The 17980-nt window shown below is 70.5% G+C and carries 16 protein-coding genes and 2 tRNA genes; 10 read left to right on the top strand and 8 right to left on the bottom strand.

The window, feature by feature from the left end; all coding sequences use genetic code 11:
• Window positions 1-108: 108 nt before the first annotated feature.
• A complete protein-coding gene (gene crgA, locus SGFS_RS29435) occupies window positions 109-363 on the top strand; it encodes a cell division protein CrgA (protein ID WP_286254753.1) in 255 nt (84 codons plus the stop codon).
• A gap of 326 nt (window positions 364-689) precedes the next feature.
• On the opposite strand, the gene SGFS_RS29430 is transcribed toward crgA, so the two are convergent.
• Entirely contained in the window at window positions 690-1583 is an 894-nt protein-coding gene (locus SGFS_RS29430; protein ID WP_286254751.1) for a rhomboid family intramembrane serine protease, read from the bottom strand.
• Between the two features lie 281 nt (window positions 1584-1864).
• Window positions 1865-2392: a peptidylprolyl isomerase gene (locus tag SGFS_RS29425; RefSeq protein ID WP_286254750.1), complete on the bottom strand. Its 528-nt coding sequence runs from the start codon at window positions 2390-2392 to the stop codon at window positions 1865-1867.
• Between the two features lie 362 nt (window positions 2393-2754).
• On the opposite strand from SGFS_RS29425, the gene SGFS_RS29420 reads away from it, so the two are divergent.
• Window positions 2755-3456: a DUF5324 family protein gene (locus SGFS_RS29420; RefSeq protein WP_286260130.1), complete on the top strand. Its 702-nt coding sequence runs from the start codon at window positions 2755-2757 to the stop codon at window positions 3454-3456.
• A gap of 536 nt (window positions 3457-3992) precedes the next feature.
• Here SGFS_RS29420 and SGFS_RS29415 read toward each other — a convergent pair.
• Window positions 3993-4065 (bottom strand) — tRNA-Ala (locus SGFS_RS29415).
• A gap of 182 nt (window positions 4066-4247) precedes the next feature.
• Between SGFS_RS29415 and SGFS_RS29410 the strand changes: the two genes are divergently transcribed.
• Window positions 4248-4796: a helix-turn-helix domain-containing protein gene (locus tag SGFS_RS29410; protein WP_286254748.1), complete on the top strand. Its 549-nt coding sequence runs from the start codon at window positions 4248-4250 to the stop codon at window positions 4794-4796.
• 268 nt (window positions 4797-5064) lie between these two features.
• Complete coding sequence (locus SGFS_RS29405) at window positions 5065-6978, top strand: serine/threonine-protein kinase (RefSeq protein ID WP_286254747.1); 1914 nt, start codon at window positions 5065-5067, stop codon at window positions 6976-6978.
• Between the two features lie 68 nt (window positions 6979-7046).
• Here SGFS_RS29405 and SGFS_RS29400 read toward each other — a convergent pair whose 3' ends face one another.
• The gene (locus tag SGFS_RS29400) at window positions 7047-8495 is read right to left on the bottom strand and encodes a hypothetical protein (protein WP_286254746.1); all 1449 of its coding nucleotides are present in this window, start codon (window positions 8493-8495) and stop codon (window positions 7047-7049) included.
• Here SGFS_RS29400 and SGFS_RS29395 point away from each other — a divergent pair.
• Entirely contained in the window at window positions 8494-8661 is a 168-nt protein-coding gene (locus SGFS_RS29395) for a hypothetical protein (protein WP_286254745.1), read from the top strand. The two genes, SGFS_RS29400 and SGFS_RS29395, sit on opposite strands and share 2 nt — an antisense overlap.
• A gap of 60 nt (window positions 8662-8721) precedes the next feature.
• Here the strand turns inward: SGFS_RS29395 and SGFS_RS29390 are convergent, their stop codons facing one another.
• Both SGFS_RS29390 and SGFS_RS29385 read right to left on the bottom strand, forming a co-directional pair.
• Window positions 8722-8901, bottom strand: coding sequence for a hypothetical protein (locus SGFS_RS29390; RefSeq protein WP_286254744.1), 180 nt, complete (start codon window positions 8899-8901; stop codon window positions 8722-8724).
• Window positions 8898-9026, bottom strand: coding sequence for a DLW-39 family protein (locus SGFS_RS29385; RefSeq protein ID WP_003999697.1), 129 nt, complete (start codon window positions 9024-9026; stop codon window positions 8898-8900). Before SGFS_RS29385 ends, SGFS_RS29390 begins: the two co-directional genes overlap by 4 nt.
• A 358-nt stretch (window positions 9027-9384) precedes the next feature.
• On the opposite strand from SGFS_RS29385, the gene SGFS_RS29380 reads away from it, so the two are divergent.
• From SGFS_RS29380 to SGFS_RS29370, 3 genes are all read left to right on the top strand, one after another.
• On the top strand, window positions 9385-9759 hold the full coding sequence (locus SGFS_RS29380; RefSeq protein WP_286254743.1) for a DUF6344 domain-containing protein: 375 nt from the start codon (window positions 9385-9387) through the stop codon (window positions 9757-9759).
• A gap of 253 nt (window positions 9760-10012) precedes the next feature.
• Window positions 10013-10801, top strand: a complete 789-nt coding sequence (locus SGFS_RS29375; RefSeq protein ID WP_286254742.1) for a GntR family transcriptional regulator — start codon at window positions 10013-10015, stop codon at window positions 10799-10801.
• A gap of 8 nt (window positions 10802-10809) precedes the next feature.
• Complete coding sequence (locus tag SGFS_RS29370) at window positions 10810-11598, top strand: glycosyltransferase family 2 protein (protein ID WP_286254741.1); 789 nt, start codon at window positions 10810-10812, stop codon at window positions 11596-11598.
• A gap of 196 nt (window positions 11599-11794) precedes the next feature.
• Here SGFS_RS29370 and SGFS_RS29365 read toward each other — a convergent pair whose 3' ends face one another.
• Entirely contained in the window at window positions 11795-12280 is a 486-nt protein-coding gene (locus SGFS_RS29365; protein ID WP_286254740.1) for a hypothetical protein, read from the bottom strand.
• A gap of 212 nt (window positions 12281-12492) precedes the next feature.
• Here SGFS_RS29365 and SGFS_RS29360 point away from each other — a divergent pair, with 212 nt between their 5' ends.
• Entirely contained in the window at window positions 12493-13062 is a 570-nt protein-coding gene (locus SGFS_RS29360; protein ID WP_286254739.1) for a hypothetical protein, read from the top strand.
• Between the two features lie 407 nt (window positions 13063-13469).
• Complete coding sequence (locus SGFS_RS29355) at window positions 13470-17666, top strand: nSTAND1 domain-containing NTPase (protein ID WP_286254738.1); 4197 nt, start codon at window positions 13470-13472, stop codon at window positions 17664-17666.
• Between the two features lie 224 nt (window positions 17667-17890).
• Here SGFS_RS29355 and SGFS_RS29350 read toward each other — a convergent pair.
• Window positions 17891-17967 (bottom strand) — tRNA-Ile (locus SGFS_RS29350).
• Window positions 17968-17980: the final 13 nt, after the last annotated feature.

Genomic DNA, 17980 nt, shown 5'->3' with positions numbered 1-17980 from the left:
TACGCTAACGGACGCCCGGGGGAGCAACAGTGTCCCCTTGTACGCTGCCCCGGAGCTCCGCCCCAGTTCCCTGCGCGGCCACGCAGCGCATCGACAGGAGAGACCCTCGTGCCGAAGTCACGTATCCGCAAGAAGGCCGACTACACGCCGCCGCCCTCCAAGCAGGCCACTGCTATCAAGCTGAACAGCCGCGGCTGGGTCGCCCCCGTCATGCTGGCCATGTTCCTGATCGGTCTCGCCTGGATCGTCCTCTTCTATGTGACGGACGGTTCGCTGCCGATCGACGCGTTGGGCAACTGGAACATCGTGGTCGGCTTCGGCTTCATCGCGGCGGGATTCGGCGTCTCCACACAGTGGAAGTAGCAGTCTCCGCCCGGTGAGACCAGCTCTCCCCAGAGCTATCCACCGAGTTATCCACAGGTGTTTTCCACAGTGGGGAAAACAAAGCGAAAACGAACGACGATCTGTGGATAACTCATCGGACGTTGACGCCGGTATGACTGACCTACCAGTCCCCGCAAACCTGTTCGCCCCCTGTCCCACCTGCGGAAACGCGGGTGATCGACAGGGGGCACAGCTGTTCCCGCACCCTATGCACAAGATCCGCCACGGTCTGTGGACAACAGTGCGGGAACGCCTTCACAGGGGGTCCGCCAAGGGGTTTTCCTCAGCTGAGCTGGGCGGTCGCCTCAGGTGAGCTGGGCCGTCCTGACCAGCGTCATGACGACGACGGCGGCCAATACCACAGCACTCACGCCGTACTGGATCAGCGCCCGGCGTCTGCGCGGTGCGTGGACCATCGCGTAGCCGACCACGACACCGCCGACGAGGCCGCCGACGTGGGCCTCCCAGGAGATGTTGAACATCGGGCTGAAGGTGAAGATCAGGTTGATCACCAGCAGGATGATCAGTGGGCGCATGTCGTGGTTGAGGCGCCGCATCAGTACGCCCGTCGCGCCGAAGAGTCCGAAGATGGCGCCGGAGGCGCCGAGCGAGGGCTGGTTCGGCTCGGCGATGAGATAGGTGAGCGCGCTGCCCGCGAGGCCCGAGACGAAGTAGAGGGTGAGATAGCGGGCACGGCCGAGGGCCGCCTCCAGGGGGCCGCCGATCCACCACAGGCTGAGCATGTTGAACAGGATGTGCGTGACGCTGCCGTGCAGGAACATCGACGTCAGCAGCCTGTACCACTGCCCTTCGGCGACGCCCTCGATCCCTGTGCCCAGCTGCGGGATGTAGGCCCGCCCGATGAGCTCGAACCGTTCGGTGAAGCGGTCGCCCACCGAGAGCTGCACCAGGAAGACCAGGAGGTTGGCGCCGACCAGGAGCTTGGTGAGGAGCCGGGGGTCCGCGGCGACCGTGCCGCCCGCGAGGGTGCGGGGCACGGAGGCGGACGGGGCGTGCCCCGTGCCCGAGCCGTCGCGCACGCATTCGGGGCACTGGAAGCCCACGGAGGCGCTCACCATGCACTCGGGGCAGATGGGGCGCTCGCAGCGGGTGCAGCGCACGCCGGTCTCGCGGTCCGGGTGCCGGTAGCAGGTGGGCAGGCTGTGTGCCTCCTGCGAGCTGCTCGGCGCCTGGTCCATCGAGGTCCCCTCACTCTCGTGCGGTCTCGCGCCATCCCCTGCGTGGAAAGCGTCGCCCCGCCCATCCTTACGGATGAGCGGGGCGATTGGTTCCCTTCGGGACCCCGCGGACCTTGTGGGGCCTTTCGGCAGCGGCCCGCGCGGGTTCGGCCCGTAAGGGCCGAGCCTGGTGCGTCCGGCCTTCCCATGTCCGGCCCCGGCTGGAGCCTTCGCGGGTCGGCCTTCTCGGGTCGGCCTTCTCGGGTCCGGTCCTCGCGGATCCGGTCTTCGCGAGCTCCGCCTCAGCGGGTCTCGACGACGACCGACTCGATGACGACGTCGCTGACCGGGCGGTCGGTGCGCGGGTTGGTCTGGATCGTCGCGATGGTGTCCACGACCTTCTGGCTGGCCGCGTCGGTGACCTCGCCGAAGATGGTGTGCTTGCGGGTCAGCCAGGCCGTCGGGGAGACGGTGATGAAGAACTGCGAGCCGTTGGTGCCCGGGCCGGCGTTGGCCATGGCCAGCAGGTACGGCTTGTCGAAGGCGAGCTCCGGGTGGAACTCGTCCTCGAACTTGTAGCCGGGGCCGCCGGTGCCGTTGCCCAGCGGGTCACCGCCCTGGATCATGAATCCACTGATCACCCGGTGGAAGACCGTGCCGTCGTAAAGCCTGTCCGTGGACTTCTGGCCGGTCGCGGGGTTGGTCCACTCACGCTCGCCCTTGGCGAGCTCGACGAAGTTCTGGACCGTCTTGGGCGCGTGGTTCGGCAGCAGCCGCACCTCGATGTCGCCGTGGTTGGTCTTCAAGGTGGCGTAAAGCTGCTCAGCCACGATCTGCCTTCCGTTGTCCTCTGTGACTCCCCCGATCCTCGCACGGACGGCGCCCCACGTCGCCCGGCGCCCGCACGGGGTGCGTCGTGCGCGTGGAAAATCCGGTCGGCTACCCCCGCGTACCGGCGCGCTTCGCGGCGATCCGTGGCATTGTCGGCACTGTCGTGGACTAGTTCCCGTTGCCCCTTATTCATCCTCAATTGCACATGCACGGCTCTTGAGCGGCTCTTGCTCGATGATCCACCGGAGTGGGACCGCTTGACCCGGATGCCCGCCCCCACATGCCCCGGAGCAATCCGAGAGGCATGATCCCCAAAAGGGTGGAAAGTCGAATCATGTACGCCACCGAGGAGGAGGATCCCGTGACCCGCATCGACAGCGTGCGCGCCGCGACCGGCTCGGCGAAGGACAGCGTGCTGCACGCCGCGGAAGTGGTGGCGCCCTACGCCGACACGGCCAAGGAGAAGGCCACGTTCTACGCGCACGAAGCACGCGTGAAGCTCGCCCCCAAGATGTCGCAGGCCGCTGAACAGGCACGCGTCCAGTACGACGCCCATGTCGTGCCACGCCTGGAACAGGCCCGTACACATGTGCCGCCGAAGGTCGACCACGCGGCCCACGAGGCCGCCGTCCGTACCCGCCAGGCTGCCCGCCAGGCCGCCGACTACTCCCGTCCGCGCATCGAGCAGGCCGTGGCCGCGGCCGGTCCCGCGCGCGAGGAGGCCACAGCGCGTGCCATCGCGGCTGTGGCCGCGCTGCGCGGGCAGGTGACGCCGAAGCAGATCGAACGGCTCGTGCGCAAGCAGGAGCGGCGACACAAGGCCGGCCGCGCTCTCAAGGGGCTGACCGTGGTGGGTGCCGTGGCGGGCGCCGTCTTCGCCGCCTGGAAGTGGTGGGACAAGCAGGCCAACCCCGACTGGCTGGTCGAACCACCCGCCGCCACCGAGGTCTCCGAGTCCACACGTCTGAGCTCCGTGGACGGCAGCGGCCAGTCCGCCCTCGACCCCGAGGTCCAGGCCAAGCAGGCCGAGGACGAGGCCGCGGACCGCGACAAGCGCCGGTAGGCCCGTACGGCCGTTGTGAAAAGTCCACGGCACGGCCGTCGTGAACAGTCCATGGCTACGGCCGTCGTGAACAGTCCATGGCAACGGCCGTCGTGAACAGTCCATGGCAACGGCCGTCGCGAACAGTCATTACACGGCCGTCGTGAACAGCCCTGTGGGGCAGGAGTCGCTCAAGGCTCCTGCCCCACAGGGCTGTTTGCCTTCCGCCTCACAGGGCTGTTTCACGTGGAACATCGCCACGTGGTGTCACCGGGCACCGCTGCAGCACCCGGCCTTTCGGAATGTATTGCTCCGGTTGCGAAGAGTTGCCGAAGGTGAACTACGTCGACCCCAGTGACCCGGACCACACATTTCGCATCTGCGCACGTGGACACGTGCCATCACGCGTCACCGCGTTCCAGCCAGCATTTCGGCCTTCCGCGCACAGATCGCGATCGCGACGAACCCGCGAGGACGCATGGGCACGTGGGCCGGGGGTGCGGCCCACGAAAAGACCGGGCCGGACGTCTCACGACGTCCGGCCCGGTCATCTGGTGTGGAGCCTAGGGGAGTCGAACCCCTGACATCTGCCATGCAAAGACAGCGCTCTACCAACTGAGCTAAGGCCCCGGAAGGGAAGCGTCCGGCCGGAGGAACCATCCACCGTCGGGCGCCGCAGACCAGAGTACCGGGTCACCCCGGGTATCTCGCAAAAAGATTGGGGGTCCCCGTGAACGACCACTCTCCGTAAGATGCTCGTCGTGGTTCGCTACAGCGAACCGCGGTATTTGGGGAAGCGATGGGGAGACGCAATGGAAGCCGCACAACAGGAAGCGACCGCAAGAGCCCGGGAGCTACAGCGGAACTGGTACGGAGAGCCGTTGGGGGCGCTCTTCCGTAGGCTCATCGACGACCTGGGGCTCAACCAGGCTCGTCTCGCGGGGGTGCTGGGCCTGTCCGCGCCGATGCTGTCACAGCTGATGAGTGGTCAGCGCGCCAAGATCGGCAACCCGGCGGTCGTTCAGCGGGTGCAGCTGCTGCAGGACCTGGCGGGGCAGGTCGCGGACGGCAGCGTGAGCGCCGCCGAGGCGACCGAGCGCATGGATGAGATCAAGAAGTCACAGGGGGGTTCGGTGCTCAGCAACACCACGCATTCGACGACGAGTTCGGGGGCGCCCACCGTCAAGCGAGTGGTCCGTGAGATCCAGTCGCTGCTGCGCTCGGTGGCGGCCGCGGGCGACATCATCGAGGCGGCGGACACCCTCGCCCCGACCCACCCGGAACTGGCAGAGTTCCTCCGGGTGTACGGAGCGGGCCGCACCTCGGACGCGGTCACGCACTACCAGTCGCATCAGAACTGAGCCCAAGGCCCGGTCACCGAAGGGGGTTCGGCGACCGGGCCACCGGTGAGGAGAGTGCGAACGGGCTCCGGACCACCTGGACCGGAACCCAGGAAAAAGACGGACCGGAAGGGCAGACTTCAGTGACCGGAAGGGCAGAGGTTACGGAAGCGCGCTCCGCGGGAAACCGGGGGTAACGGAAGTCGGCTCCGCGGAGAACGGCCGGCACGGCGTCCTCTCCGCCGACGGTCAGCCGAGGGGGGAGTCGAAGGGGGAACGACGCACAGCCATGGGTGAGGTCTTCGCCGGCCGGTACGAACTGGTCGACCCGATCGGGCGCGGGGGAGTCGGCGCGGTCTGGCGCACCTGGGACCACCGGCGCCGCCGGTATGTGGCCGCCAAGGTCCTTCAGCAGCGCGACGCGCACGCTCTGCTGCGCTTCGTCCGTGAGCAGGCCCTGCGGATCGATCACCCCCATGTCCTCGCGCCCGCGAGCTGGGCCGCCGATGACGACAAGGTCCTGTTCACCATGGATCTGGTCGCCGGAGGCTCACTGGTCCACCTCGTCAACGACTACGGTCCGCTGCCGCCGGCCTTCGTGTGCGGTCTGCTGGACCAACTGCTGTCCGGGCTCGCCGCCGTCCACGCGGAGGGTGTCGTGCACCGCGACATCAAGCCCGCCAACATCCTGCTCGAAGCCACCGGCACGGCACGGCCGCGTCTACGGCTGTCCGACTTCGGCATCGCCATGCGGCTGGGCGAGCCCCGGCTCACCGAGACCAACTATGTGGTCGGCACGCCGGGTTACTTCGCGCCCGAGCAGATGCTGGGCGCCGACCCCGACTTCCCGGCCGACCTGTTCGCGGTCGGCCTGGTCGCCCTGTACCTCCTGGAGGGGGCGAAGCCCGACTCCAAGGCGCTCATCGAGCACTTCGCCGCGCATGGCACACCGAAGGCGCCCCGGGGCATTCCCGAACCCCTGTGGCAGGTCGTAGCCACGCTGCTCCAGCCCGACCCGAACGCCCGCTTCCGCACGGCCACGGGCGCCCGCAAGGCCCTCGCCGCAGCGACCGAACTACTGCCCGAGCCGGGCCCCGACGACGAGCTGGTGGAGGTCTTCGACCAACTCGGCCCACTGCCTTCGGGCTTCAGCGCGGAGGGGCCGCTGACGCGAGCGTCGGGGTTGGACACGGGTGGGACGAGTACGGGTGCGACTGGTACGGGAGGGCCGGGTACGGGAGGGCGTACGCCCGGGGCTGGGACAGGCGGGTCTGGTGGTGCCGGCGATGCCATCGGTGCCGGTGGCCGCCCGGCCTCGCCGACTCCCGAGTCCGGCCAGGGTGCTTCGTCCGGCTCCGGCTTCGGCTCCAGCTCCAGCTCTGGCTCTGCGTTCTCGGGGTTGGGCATCGGATCCGGTTCGTCGGCATCCGGTTCGTCGGCCCTCGTGGACATGACTCCACCGCCACCCCTCGCCCCTCCGCCGCAGCCCGGGCCGGGGGCCATGCCCCTGACTCCGCCCACCGGTCCCATACCCCAGCCTCCTTACACCGGGGCCGTCACGCCTCCCCCCATGCCCAGCAGCGCCCCGACCCGGACCGGCTCCGGGACAGGGACAGGGACAGGGACAGGGACAGGGTCCGTGGCCGGGACAGGAACAGGGTCGGTGACCGGGACAGGCTCCGGCGCCGGTGTCGTACCGCCGCGGCCCGAGCGTGACCCCGTGCCGCCCGTGCCTCCCGTACCGTCCACGCCGTCCACGCCGTCCACGCCGTCCACGCCGTCCACGATGTCGGACACCGGCAGCTTTCATCTGCCGCCGCCTCAGGTGCTCGCCGTGCACGCTCCGCCGGTGCGTCAGGCGGAGGAGCAGAGCGGTCCCGGCCATCACTCACAGCACCAGCCGGAACAGCGGGCCACGTCCTCCGCCGCGATTCCGCTGCATGCTCCGCGTCACGAACCCACGCAGGTGCCGTCCCCTCAGCCGCAACCGCCGCTGGGCCTCTCGCAGGCCCCGACGGTGGCGGCGCAGCAGCACACGTACGCCTCCACTGATTCGTACATCGCCCAACCCCCGCAGGTTCCACGTCGATCGCGGCGGATGGCGCGGCGCCGCCCGGGGCCGCCCGCGAAGGTGGCGGTCCCGGTGCTGCTCATCGCGCTGGCGTGCTTCGCGGTGGGTTTCTGGGCGCTCGGTCAGCTCTGATCCGGTCAGCTCTGCACCGGTCTGCTCCGGTCTGGTCTGGTCTGGTCTGATCCTGTCTGCCGGGGCTTCTACCAGCCCTGGGACGGGCCGTGCCGTCCCCGTGACCGGGTCGCGCCTCGTCGGGCCGGGTCCTTCGCCGCCCGGCGGCGGGCCACGAGGGTCCAGATCGCGAGCAACAGGACGAGCAGGCTCCCCGTACCGATCCCGCCCGCCGCGACCGCCTGCATGGCCAGACGTTCGTCACCGGTGAGCGAGGAGTTCCCCGAGTCCCCGCCGCTTCCGGGGCCCTCTGTACCGCCCGCGCCGCCGGTGTCCGCGCTGTCCTTCGTGTCGCCCGTCGCGCCGTTCTCCGCCGCTTCCAGGTCCCCCTCGGTGACCTCGAAGACGCCCAGCGGTTGGGCCGTCCCCAGATATCCCGGCCCCTCCTGCGGCTCGCCCTGCACCTGTACGCGCAGGGTCAGCCCGAACGGTCCGTCGCCGAAGCGGTCGGCGACCGGCTCCGCGAGGTGGACCGCGAGGTAGTACCAGCCCGCGAACCGCATCCCGCCCACCTCGTCGTCGCGGGAGAAGCGGTTGGCGTAGGCGACAGGGGGGAGCGGATCCAGGGTGGTGGTGCGCTGGCTGCCGTCGTAGCTGATCCTCGCGTCGTCCACGAGGCCGCGGACGGGGTTGTACAGCGACAGGACCAGGGCGCTGCCCACCAGACCGTCGCCGTCGCCGGTCGTGCTGCCGATCTCGGCGGTGGCGTAGAGCTGCTGTCCCCAGTCGACGGGGACCTTGTAGTAGACCGTTTCCCCGGGTGTGATGCCGTCCTTGTGCTGCCAGACCCCTTGTGACACGGGGCTCGCCGTGGCGAAGCCGTAGCCGCCGGCACGAGGTACGGCGTCCCCGAGCGGGGCGTCGGGCGAGGCGGAGTTCCAGGTCTCGGGGGCGCTCGTCGAACCGCCCTTCCGTACGGCGGGCTCCGACGCGTAGGCGATCTCCAGCGCCCACTCCTCGTCCGGGGCACCGCCCACCGAGCCCGACGTCGAACCTGTCGTCGCGCCCGTGGTGGACCCTGTCGTCGAGCCCGTCGTCGTGGAGCCGATCCGTTCGACGACGACGTAGTACGTCCCGGCCTCCTGGCACATGTACTCGTCGGTGCCGATCTCACGCGAGGCCCACGCCGTGACGGGACGCGCTCTGCCCGCCGGGCCGAAGCGGGCGGTGTCGTACGAGCAGCGGTGTGCGTCGGCGTCCTGCACGGAGACCCTGACGCCGGCCGAGGCTCCGGGCGTCGCGTCCGCCTCCGGGACGGCGGTGGCAGAGACATACGCGTCGGCCGTGCGATCGAGGGTGAGGCGGTAGTAGAGCTTGTCGCCCGCGCCGAGGGAGCTTCGGTACGTCGCTCCGGGCGCCAGCTGTACGGCTCCCGCGGTGCTCGTGGCGCCCTCGACCTCCTTTGCCCCCTTGGTGAACGCGTACGGAGTCGGAGTCGACGCAGACGTGGACGCGGAGCTGGATGTGGAGGCAGACATGGACGCGGAGCTGGATATGGACGCGGACATGGCCCCGGACCCGGACGCGTCGGCTGCCGCGGTCGGTCCGGGCAGTGCCGTCGTCACGCACAGGGCCGCCCCCACAGCTGTCGTCACTCGCCACCAGACCGTGCGCCGCCCCATCACGCGCCACCCCTTGCCGTAGCCCCGAAGTCGTAAGTCGTAGCTCGAACGCGCCCATCCTGGACGAGTGGCAAAACGCCCTCTACGGAGAGGGCTGTTTTGCTATCGCAAGCACACCGTTCGCGAGAGTGAAGCCGATGGTCCGGGAAAGGGCCCCAGCCGACTCGGCGATGTCGATGTCGATGTCGATGTGCCCAAACAACACAAAACCCCGACCGCGAGCGCGGCCGGGGTCTGTTCTGAGACCGATGTCGATGTTCACGAACCCGTGGGCACGGAGTCAGTCGCCTCCGTCCACAGATCCTGCTCGGCGCGATCCGCCTGGATCTGGCGGTACACGAGGAGCCCGCCGATGGCGGCCAGTGCGACCAGGAGAAGCTTCTTCACCGCGCGACCTCGTCTTTCCTTGACGTAGGGGACCTCTGGCGCCCGACTATACACACCGACCGATACCGATCGGTGACCTGCGCCGACCCGCCAACTCCCGCCCGGCGGACCGCAGTAGAACCGGACGGCAGCGCTCCGATCGAGGGTTCGTCACACCCGGCAAACCCAGACGGATCACGAAAGTTCCCTCGTTTCCCCTCTTTTCCACCGCTTCCTGGACCTTTCCTTAGCTCATGCGCCCATCCGAGTGGTGTTCATCCGAAGAACGACGCGCCAAGGGCGTCGGTCCACCACTTCGCGGCCCCCATACACATCATGAGGAAAGTACGCAAATCGCCCAACCCGAAAGTGAGGGGCCATGGCCCAGAACAAGGTCATGAAGCTGTGGACCGCCATCGTCACCGCCTTCCTCGCGCTGTGCACGGCGCTCGGACTCATCACGACCACGGCCGCCGCCGCGGTACCGCAGACCGAGACCACCCGCAACTGCGCGGCTCCCAAGACGTTGCCGGCGGCCCCGCCCCGGGCCCGGTCCCACGACCGCGCTCTGCCCCCCACGATGAAGCAGCGGATCCGGGCCGAGGCCCACGGCTCCTCCCCCTCCTGTCGCAAGCTCCCCACCACGGACGCGTCGACCGTGACCGCCACCGCCACGCTCGACGCGCCCCGCCCGAAGACCGACCCGGCGGACCAGGCAGAGGCCGAGCCGGCCACACCACCGCTTCAGCGCTGATCCCCGGGGCACACGGGCGCGGCGATCTTGCGTACCCCCCGCCCAGACAGCACGAAGGTCCTCGGCCGGGTTCGGTCGGGGGCCTTCATGTGTGTTCTCCCCCGCCCATCCCGGAACCCGACCCCGACCGCACCCCGAGCGCACCCCGACCCGACCCTGAACAAGCCCCGAACCCCGGTCCTGAACTGATCAAGACCTCTTGAGGAGTCGTAGCCTGGGAGCAGGCCTCGGACCACGGATCGGTGGGTATCCCATGCCAAAGGCGTACGAGCTGATAGCGGATGAGCTGCGGCGTTCCATCCGGGAGGGCGAGCGCGCGCCGGGGGACCGGCTGCCGTCGGAGGCGGACCTGGCCAAGCGGTACCGGCACAGCGTCCCGACCGTGCAGAACGCGCTCCGGCTGCTGAGCGAAGAAGGACTGATCGACAAGCGGCACGGACTCGGCAACTACGTACGCCGCCCCCGCACACCGACCGTGCGGGACAACCGCCGGCACCAGTGGGAGAAGGACCGGGCCCGCCGGTCCAGGGCCACACGGGCCGGCACCGGAGCGACGGAGCACGACACCGGTCTCGTACTCGACGACCTCGTGTTCCACGCGAAGTACCGTGAGATCGAGGCGTCCGGGGAGCTCGCGGCCACGTTCGGCGTTCCGGAGGGGACACCGCTCGTCGAGCGGAACTACCGGACGCGGTACAGCGCCGAGACGGCTCCCTTCCAGCTCGTGACCTCCTACCTCGTCCGTGAGACGGTCATGGCGAACCCCGACCTCCTCGACGAGTCCAGCGAGCCCTGGCCAGGCGGCACCCAGAACCAGCTGCACACCGTGGGCATCGAGGTCGACCGGATCGAGGAGCGCCTCACCGCGCGCCCGCCGACACCGGAGGAGGCGAGGGAGCTGGAGCTGCCGCCCGGGACCTCGGTGATCCTGCTCCGCAAGATCTCGTACGACATCGACGACCGTGTCGTGGACGTCTCCGACGTCACGCTGGCCGGCGACCGCGCCGAGCTGGTCTTCAGCACTCACCTGGAAAGGTGGTGAGTGCCGTCGTGAGCCGGCGCGTCATCATCGTCACCGCCGTCCACGCGCCCTCCGCGCCGTTCCTGGCGGAGGCCTACAAGTCCCTGTGCGCACAGGAGTTGCCGACCGGCGAGGAAAGGGGCGGCGGCTGGGAGTGGCACTGGGTCATCCAGGAGGACGGCCGTACGGACTCCGTCGCTCCGCATGTCCCCGACGACGACCGGGTGACCTTCCGGCAGGGGCGCCCCGGTGGCCCCGGCGTCGCCCGCACCATCGCCCTCGCACACGTCGAGGGCGAGTACGTGAAAGTCCTGGACGCCGACGACCAGTTGACCCCCGGTGCGCTCGCCCGCGACCTGGCCGTACTCGAAGGCGACCCCGGCATCGGCTGGACGACCTCACGCGTCCTGGACCTGCTGCCGGACGGCTCCACCGTCGGCTTCCCGGGCGACCCGGACCATGGACCGATCGAGCGGGGAGCCGTACTGGACCACTGGTCGGCGAACGATTTCCGTGCGCAGGTGCACCCGGCGACGCTGTTCGTCCGCCGGGATCTGCTGCTCGCCCTCGGCGGCTGGATGGCACTGCCGGCGTCCGAGGACACCGGACTGCTGCTCGCGCTCAACGCCGTCAGCCGCGGGTGGTTCTCGGAGGAGGTTGGGCTGCTGTACCGGAAGTGGGACGGGCAGGCCACCGGCCAGGCCGCCCACGTCGACACCGCCGAGCGGAACGCCCGCATGGCCGTGGTGGAGGCCCGGGCACGGGCGCTCGCGGGTCTCGGGTGGCGTTGTCCGGCGGGGCGGGGTGGTGGGGTTTGAGTTGGTCCGGGGGGGCGGGGAGCTTGGGCTTGGGTCTGGGGTCGGGTCCTGTAGCTGAGGCTGGGGCCGCGTCCTGTAGCTGGGGCTGGGGCTGGGGATCTCGGCGGACGTGTGCCCTGTGGCTCGTCAGGTCGGGGTGGGTGGTCCGGGCGGTCGGGGTGCCGTGCGGCACTCCTTGTAGGTCGCCACGGGTCGTCTAACGATCACCGCTCGCCACAGCGAGCCAGTGGGCGACACTGCGAACGGTCGTTTCGTCGAGCCGGTCCACGAGGGTCTCGACGGCGGCCAGGTCGTCCGGCGAGAGGTCGTAGAGGCCAGCCTTGCCCAGGCCCGCCATCAGCACCTGCTGCCTGCGGTCGGTCATGCGTTCGGCGAGCTTGTCCGGCTTTCCGCCGACGGCGCCGGGTTCCTCGGGGACAGCGGAGGGGGCCTGTTCGGCCGCCGGCCCGGCGGCCAGGTGCTCGTGACGTTCCCAGGCGCCGTCCCTCGGGCCCCACAGGGCGACGGTCGGGTGCTCGCCGCGAGCCCTCAGGGTCTGGGCCATCTCACCCACGGCGTAGAGCACGGGAAAGCGGTGGGGCGACTCCGCGCCGACCCGCCAGGAGTCCGAGGAGGGCTGGTGGAACATCGCGACCCAGCGGGGGGCACCGGGTGGCTGCGGGCTCTCAAGACCTGACTGCACTGCACTCACCCCTTCGGCGACGGCATCGTCAGCGACCATAACTGACGGTGCGTCAGCTATCCAGGGCTGTGCGCGGAGGCCGTTCTGACGGGCGTACGTCGTCGCCGCGCGCCCTCGTACATCGCCGCAGCCGCACGCATCTGTCCTCTTCGCCGTCGGCGTGACACCCTTCCCGCGCCCTGCACGGGAGACGGAGCCGAGGGGAGACAGACGTGAGCGGACTCGAAGACGTGGACGTGCCCATGGGCGTGGACATGGACGCGGACCCGGATGGGCACGCGGACGCGGACCCGGATGGCCACGCGAATGTGGAAGCGGTGACGGCGACGGTGGGTTCGGCGGAGGCTCCCAGCGCAGCCCACAGCGCCCGTGCGAGGAGCGCGTACGAGCGTGCCGTGGCCACGTGCCACCACGCCGGCGTCGGCCCGCACCACGCCGAGGTTGTCCCGAAGGACCCCACCGGCAGGGCTGCCCACGCCCTCCAGCTGGCCGCCCGCTCCATCGAGTCCCTCGGCTCCGGCACACCGCCCGACCCCGCGGCGGCCGCCCGCTGCGCGCGGAACGCCGCCGCGACCGCCGCGCTCGCCGCACAGGTGGCCCACGCACTCGACGACAGCGCGCCTTCCCACAAGGCCCTGCGCGCCGCACTCACCGCCTCGCAGGCCGCCGCGGCCGCGGCGGGCGCACGCACGGCGGGCAGAGACGCCACCCTGAACGCCGGCGCCGACGACGCCGAACGACTCGCCCTCACGGCCGCCCGGGAGGCGGGCTGGATCCATTGAACGGAACTCCGCCCCGTCCGGCACCGGTCCCTCCCCTCGTGGGGACCGGTACCGAACGACGCGGGTGACGTCGACCCACGCCGTGGCGACTCACACGGGTTGGCCGAGAACATGCGGAGCCATGCGTCGCCTCTCCGACCTCTGGACCGGTGGCCTGCCCAGGTGGCGCCCGGGCGTTGCCCTGGTGCGTCGTGATCCTGCCAGTCGTTGCTCCCGGCGAGGAGGGACCGGGATCACGCCAAGGCCGTTACCGCAGGTCAGCCATATAAAGTGAGTTTTCCGGTCCGGAAGCCAGCCTGGAAGCCAACCGGAGATCCGCCAAAGGTCCGCAGGAGATCCGCAGGAAGGTCGGCCCGGAGGACCACCGGAGTCCGGCCCGAAAGTCCAGTCGCGGGGGGAAGTGAGGAGTGGAGGCCTTGAGTCCCGACTCAGGGGCACGCACAGCCTTCGCGGAATGTCTCGCGCTGCTGTACAAGGAGGCCGGCAACCCTCCGCTCAAGAGCGTCGCCGAGGCGGTCGTCCGGCTTCAGCGGGTCGACGAACGAGGGCGTCCCGTACGGGTCTCCGCCCAGCGGATCAGCGACTGGCGCCGGGCCAAGAACGTACCCGCACAGTTCACCGCCCTCGCCGCGGTACTGCACATCCTGATCCCCGAGGCCCGGCGCGCACGTCCCACCCCGGTCTCCAAGGGTCTGTACGACCTGGCCCAGTGGCAGCGCCTGTGGGAGCGCGCGGTCGCCGACGGCCCCTCCTCGACGGCAACCTCGACCCCGGCGTCCCCGTCCGCGGCACCCACGGGAACGGAAGCAGGGCCTCCGGTCGAGTCCCCGGCCGTCCCCGGCGTGTGCCCGTACCGGGGCCTGGCCTCGTACCGCCGGCAGGACGCCCGCTGGTTCTTCGGCCGGGAGCGGAGCACGGAGGCCCTCGTCGCCCAGCTCCGCGCCGTGGAGAGGACCGGCGGCCTGGTCGTGCTCGTGGGCGCCTCAGGAGCGGGAAAGTCCTCCCTGCTGCACGCCGGCCTCGTGCCCGCTCTCCGCAACGGCGCGCTCCGCGGCAGCACCCTGGGCGGCGGCGACGCGGACGCCGACGGCGCCGGCCGGGCGGGGGAGATGCTCCAGCTCGTACCAGGAGCCGACCCCCTCACGGAGCTGACGCGCCGCATACCCGAGCTCGCGGCCGTAGTCCCCGCCGCACAAGACACGGAAGAACCGACGGCCGAAGCGCCCAACTCCCCGGAATCAGGCACTCCGCGCCCGCACCCGCCACACCCCGGCGCCCCGCAGCCCGACGCTCCACACCCCCACGCCCCGCAGCCCGGCACCCCCCAGTTCGCCCGAGCCGTCCGCGAGGCCTTCGCCACCTGGGCCCGGCGCCAGGCCCCCGCCACCACCCGCCCCATCCTCATAGTCGATCAATTCGAAGAGGCGTTCACCCTCTGCGCCGACAAGACCGCACGCCGCACCTTCATCCAGCTCCTCCACGCCGCCTGCACCCCCGCCGCCATCGATGAACCGGCCCCCGTACGCGTGGTCCTGGGCATCCGCGCCGACTTCTACGACCAGTGCCTCAGCCACCCCGAACTGGCCGACGCCCTCCAGCACCGCCACATGGTCCTCGGCCCCCTGACCACCGCAGAACTGCGCGAGGCCGTCACCGGTCCCGCCAAGGCGGTCGGCCTGGAACTCGAACCGGGGCTCGCGGAGCTGATCGTCCGGGAGGTGAGCGCCGACGGCCCGCGCGGTGGGGGTACCTCCCGCGCTTTTCGAGCTGTGGGGGAGCACGACGCGGGCGTACTGCCCCTCCTCTCGCACGCCCTCCTCGCCACCTGGCAGCGCCGCAAGGCGGGCCGGCTGACGCTGGCCGGCTATCGCGCGGCGGGCGGCATCCAGGGGGCGGTCGCGGCGACCGCCGAGCGCGCATGGTCCGGCCTGGACCCGGCGGCGCGTACGGCCGCCCGGCTGCTCCTCCTGAGGCTGGTCCGGCTCGGCGAGGACACCCAGGCCACCCGCAGGCGAGGCACGCGCCGTCAGTTGGCGGCGGAGTCGACCGACCCCGGCAAGACCGAGGAGTCCCTCGAAGCACTCGTCCGCGCCCGGCTGGTGACGCTCGACGCGGAGACCGTGGAGATCACCCACGAGGCCCTGCTGCACGCCTGGCCAAGGCTGCGCGACTGGATCGACGAGGACCGGAGCGGCAATCTGCTGCGCCAGCGGCTGGAGGAGGACGGCCGGGCCTGGGAGGGCTCGAACCGGGACTCGTCCCTCCTCTACCGGGGTTCACGGCTGGAGCAGGCCCGCAGCTGGGCGAAGTCCGCCGGGGACCCCTTCCTGACCCGCAGCGCGGTCGACTTCCTGGCAGCTTCGGTCAGACTCCGTAAACGAACGGTCTGGATCAGCCGTAGCGCGGTCTCGGCCCTGGTCGTGCTGGCGATGCTCGCCGTCAGCGCGGCGGTGGTCGCCTGGCAGCAGCGCAACGACGCCGTGTTCGAACAGGTGGTCGCCGAAGCCGATCGTGTGCAGTACACGGACCCGTCCCTGTCCGCCCAGCTCGACCTGGTCGCGCACGGTCTGCGCCCGGACGACGCCGGCACGAACAACCGGCTGATCTCGATCGTCAACGCACCCCTGGCCACCCCGCTCCGCGGCCACACCGGCGCCGTCTACCTCACCTCGTTCAGCCCGGACGGCCGCCTCCTGGCCACCGCGAGCTACGACCGGACCGTACGCCTCTGGGACGTCAGCGACCCGGGCCACCCCACCCGGCTGGGCAAACCCCTCACCGGCCACACCAGCTGGGTGAGCAGCGCGGTCTTCAGCCCCGACGGCCGCACCCTGGCCTCCGCGGGCGACGACGGCACGATCCGCCTGTGGGACGTGAGCGACCCCGGCCACCCCACGCGCCTCGGCAAACCCCTCACCGGCCACACCGGCACGATCTACCTGCTCGCCTTCAGCCCGGACGGCCGCACCCTGGCCTCAGCGGGCGAGGACCACACCGTACGGCTGTGGAACCTGAACCGCCCGAACCGGCCGACTCCGCTCCCCACACTGACCGGCCACACCGCGGCCGTACGTTCGGTGGCGTTCAGCCCCGACGGCCACACCCTCGCGGCCGGCGGCGACGACAACACGATCCGCCTCTGGAACACCGCGGACCCGCGCCGACCCGAGCCGTTCGACGACGTCCTGACCGGCCACACGGACACGGTCCACTCGGTGGCCTTCAGCCCCGACGGCCGCACGCTCGCCAGCGGCAGCGCGGACGACACGGTACGGCTGTGGAACGTGGCCGTACCGAACCGTGCCGACCGGCTCGGCGCCCCGCTCACCGGCCACACCGGCCCCGTGTGGTCGGTGGCGTTCAACCCCGACGGGACCATGCTCGCGGCGGGCAGCGCCGACAGCACGGCCAGCCTGTGGAACGTCAGCGACCCGGCGTACCCGTCCCAGGTCGGCGAGCCCCTCGCGGGCGCCAGCGGCGAGATGTACGCCGTGGGCTTCAGCCCCGACGGCCGCACCCTCGCCACCGGGAGCGGTGACAGCAAGGTGCGCCTGTGGTCGGTCCCCACGTCGGACATGGTCGGCCGGAGCGGAGCGTTCCGCCCCGACGGGCAGGTGCTGGCCACGGCCGGCCGCGACGGCAGGATCCGCCTGTGGAACGTGGAGAAGCCCGGCCGTCCCACACTGCTGTGCGACCCGTTCATGGCGGGGGACGGCGGCGACCGCTCGATGGCGTTCTCCCCCGACGGCCGCACCCTCGCCGTACTGACGGCGAAGCGAACGGTGCACCTGTGGAACGTGACGGACCCGTCCCACCCCGTCTCCTACGGCCCGCCCCTCACCCTGCGCACCCGCTTCATGGGCCCCGACGCCCTGGCCTTCTCCCCCGACGGCCGCACCCTCGCGACGGCCTACGACGACCGCACGATCCGCCTGTGGAACGTCGCGGACCCCGCCCACGCCGTCCCGCTCGGAGCCCCCCTCACCGGCCACAAGGGCTACGTCAACGCGCTCGCCTACAGCCCCGACGACCACACGCTCGCCAGCGGCAGCGCGGACGGCACCGTACGGCTGTGGAACGTCGAGGACCCCGCCCGCCCCGTCCCGCTCGGCGCGCCCCTCAAGGACCACAGCCCCGTCAACGTGCTCGCCTACAGCCCGGACGGGCGCACACTGGCCGCCGGCAGCGACGACGACACGGTCCGCCTCTGGAACACGGCCGACGGCGGGGCGAGTCCGCTGGGCTCCCCGCTGACCGGCCACACCGAGGCGGTGGTGTCCCTGACGTTCAGCCAGGACGGCGACACCCTGGCCAGCGGCGGCAACGACAACACCGTTCGCCTCTGGGACGTCTCGGCCCCCTCCGAGGCCGCCCCCATAGGCCAGTCCATGAGCCCCAACGCCAAGACGGGCAACTTCCTGTCCTTCAGCCCCAGGACCAACATGCTCGGAGTCTCCAGCGGCACGGACACCGTCCGACTCTGGAATCTGAACGTCGACACGGCCATCGACCACATCTGCTCGACGACTCGGGGCGTCCTCACCAGGGACAAATGGCGGGAGTATCTGCCGCGTCTGTCGTACGAGCCGCCGTGCGACACATGACACCCCGGGACGTGATCCCGATCACAACTCCCCCTCACCCTCGAACAGTCGCCCCCCACCGAACAAGCAGCCTTGTTAGTGTTGGCCACAGCCCGACCGCTGGTGCATCCCCCGTCGCCAGCGGTCGGGCGTTTCCGTATCCACTCATCGACATCCACTCATCGACTGAGGCCGACCGGTGACGCAGAAGACCCCCGGCCCATATGGACCGGGGGTCTCTTGACTGGTGGGGCTAACAGGATTTGAACCTGTGGCCTCATCCTTATCAGGGATGCGCTCTAACCAACTGAGCTATAGCCCCGCCGCGCTCTGCG

The organism is Streptomyces graminofaciens (assembly GCF_030294945.1).
Taxonomy (GTDB): domain Bacteria; phylum Actinomycetota; class Actinomycetes; order Streptomycetales; family Streptomycetaceae; genus Streptomyces; species Streptomyces graminofaciens.
This window is presented reverse-complemented; position numbering and strand designations above follow the sequence as displayed.

Excerpts from the sequence above, each read along its gene's own strand:
- SGFS_RS29375 (WP_286254742.1), top strand. The coding sequence starts at position 10,013 with ATGCCAAAGGCGTACGAGCTGATAGCGGATGAGCTGCGGCGTTCCATC.
- SGFS_RS29430 (WP_286254751.1), bottom strand. The coding sequence starts at position 1,583 with ATGGACCAGGCGCCGAGCAGCTCGCAGGAGGCACACAGCCTGCCCACC.
- SGFS_RS29405 (WP_286254747.1), top strand. The coding sequence starts at position 5,065 with ATGGGTGAGGTCTTCGCCGGCCGGTACGAACTGGTCGACCCGATCGGG.
- SGFS_RS29410 (WP_286254748.1), top strand. The coding sequence starts at position 4,248 with ATGGAAGCCGCACAACAGGAAGCGACCGCAAGAGCCCGGGAGCTACAG.
- SGFS_RS29400 (WP_286254746.1), bottom strand. The coding sequence starts at position 8,495 with ATGTCTGCCTCCACATCCAGCTCCGCGTCCACGTCTGCGTCGACTCCG.
- SGFS_RS29380 (WP_286254743.1), top strand. The coding sequence starts at position 9,385 with ATGGCCCAGAACAAGGTCATGAAGCTGTGGACCGCCATCGTCACCGCC.
- SGFS_RS29395 (WP_286254745.1), top strand. The coding sequence starts at position 8,494 with ATGGACGCGGAGCTGGATATGGACGCGGACATGGCCCCGGACCCGGAC.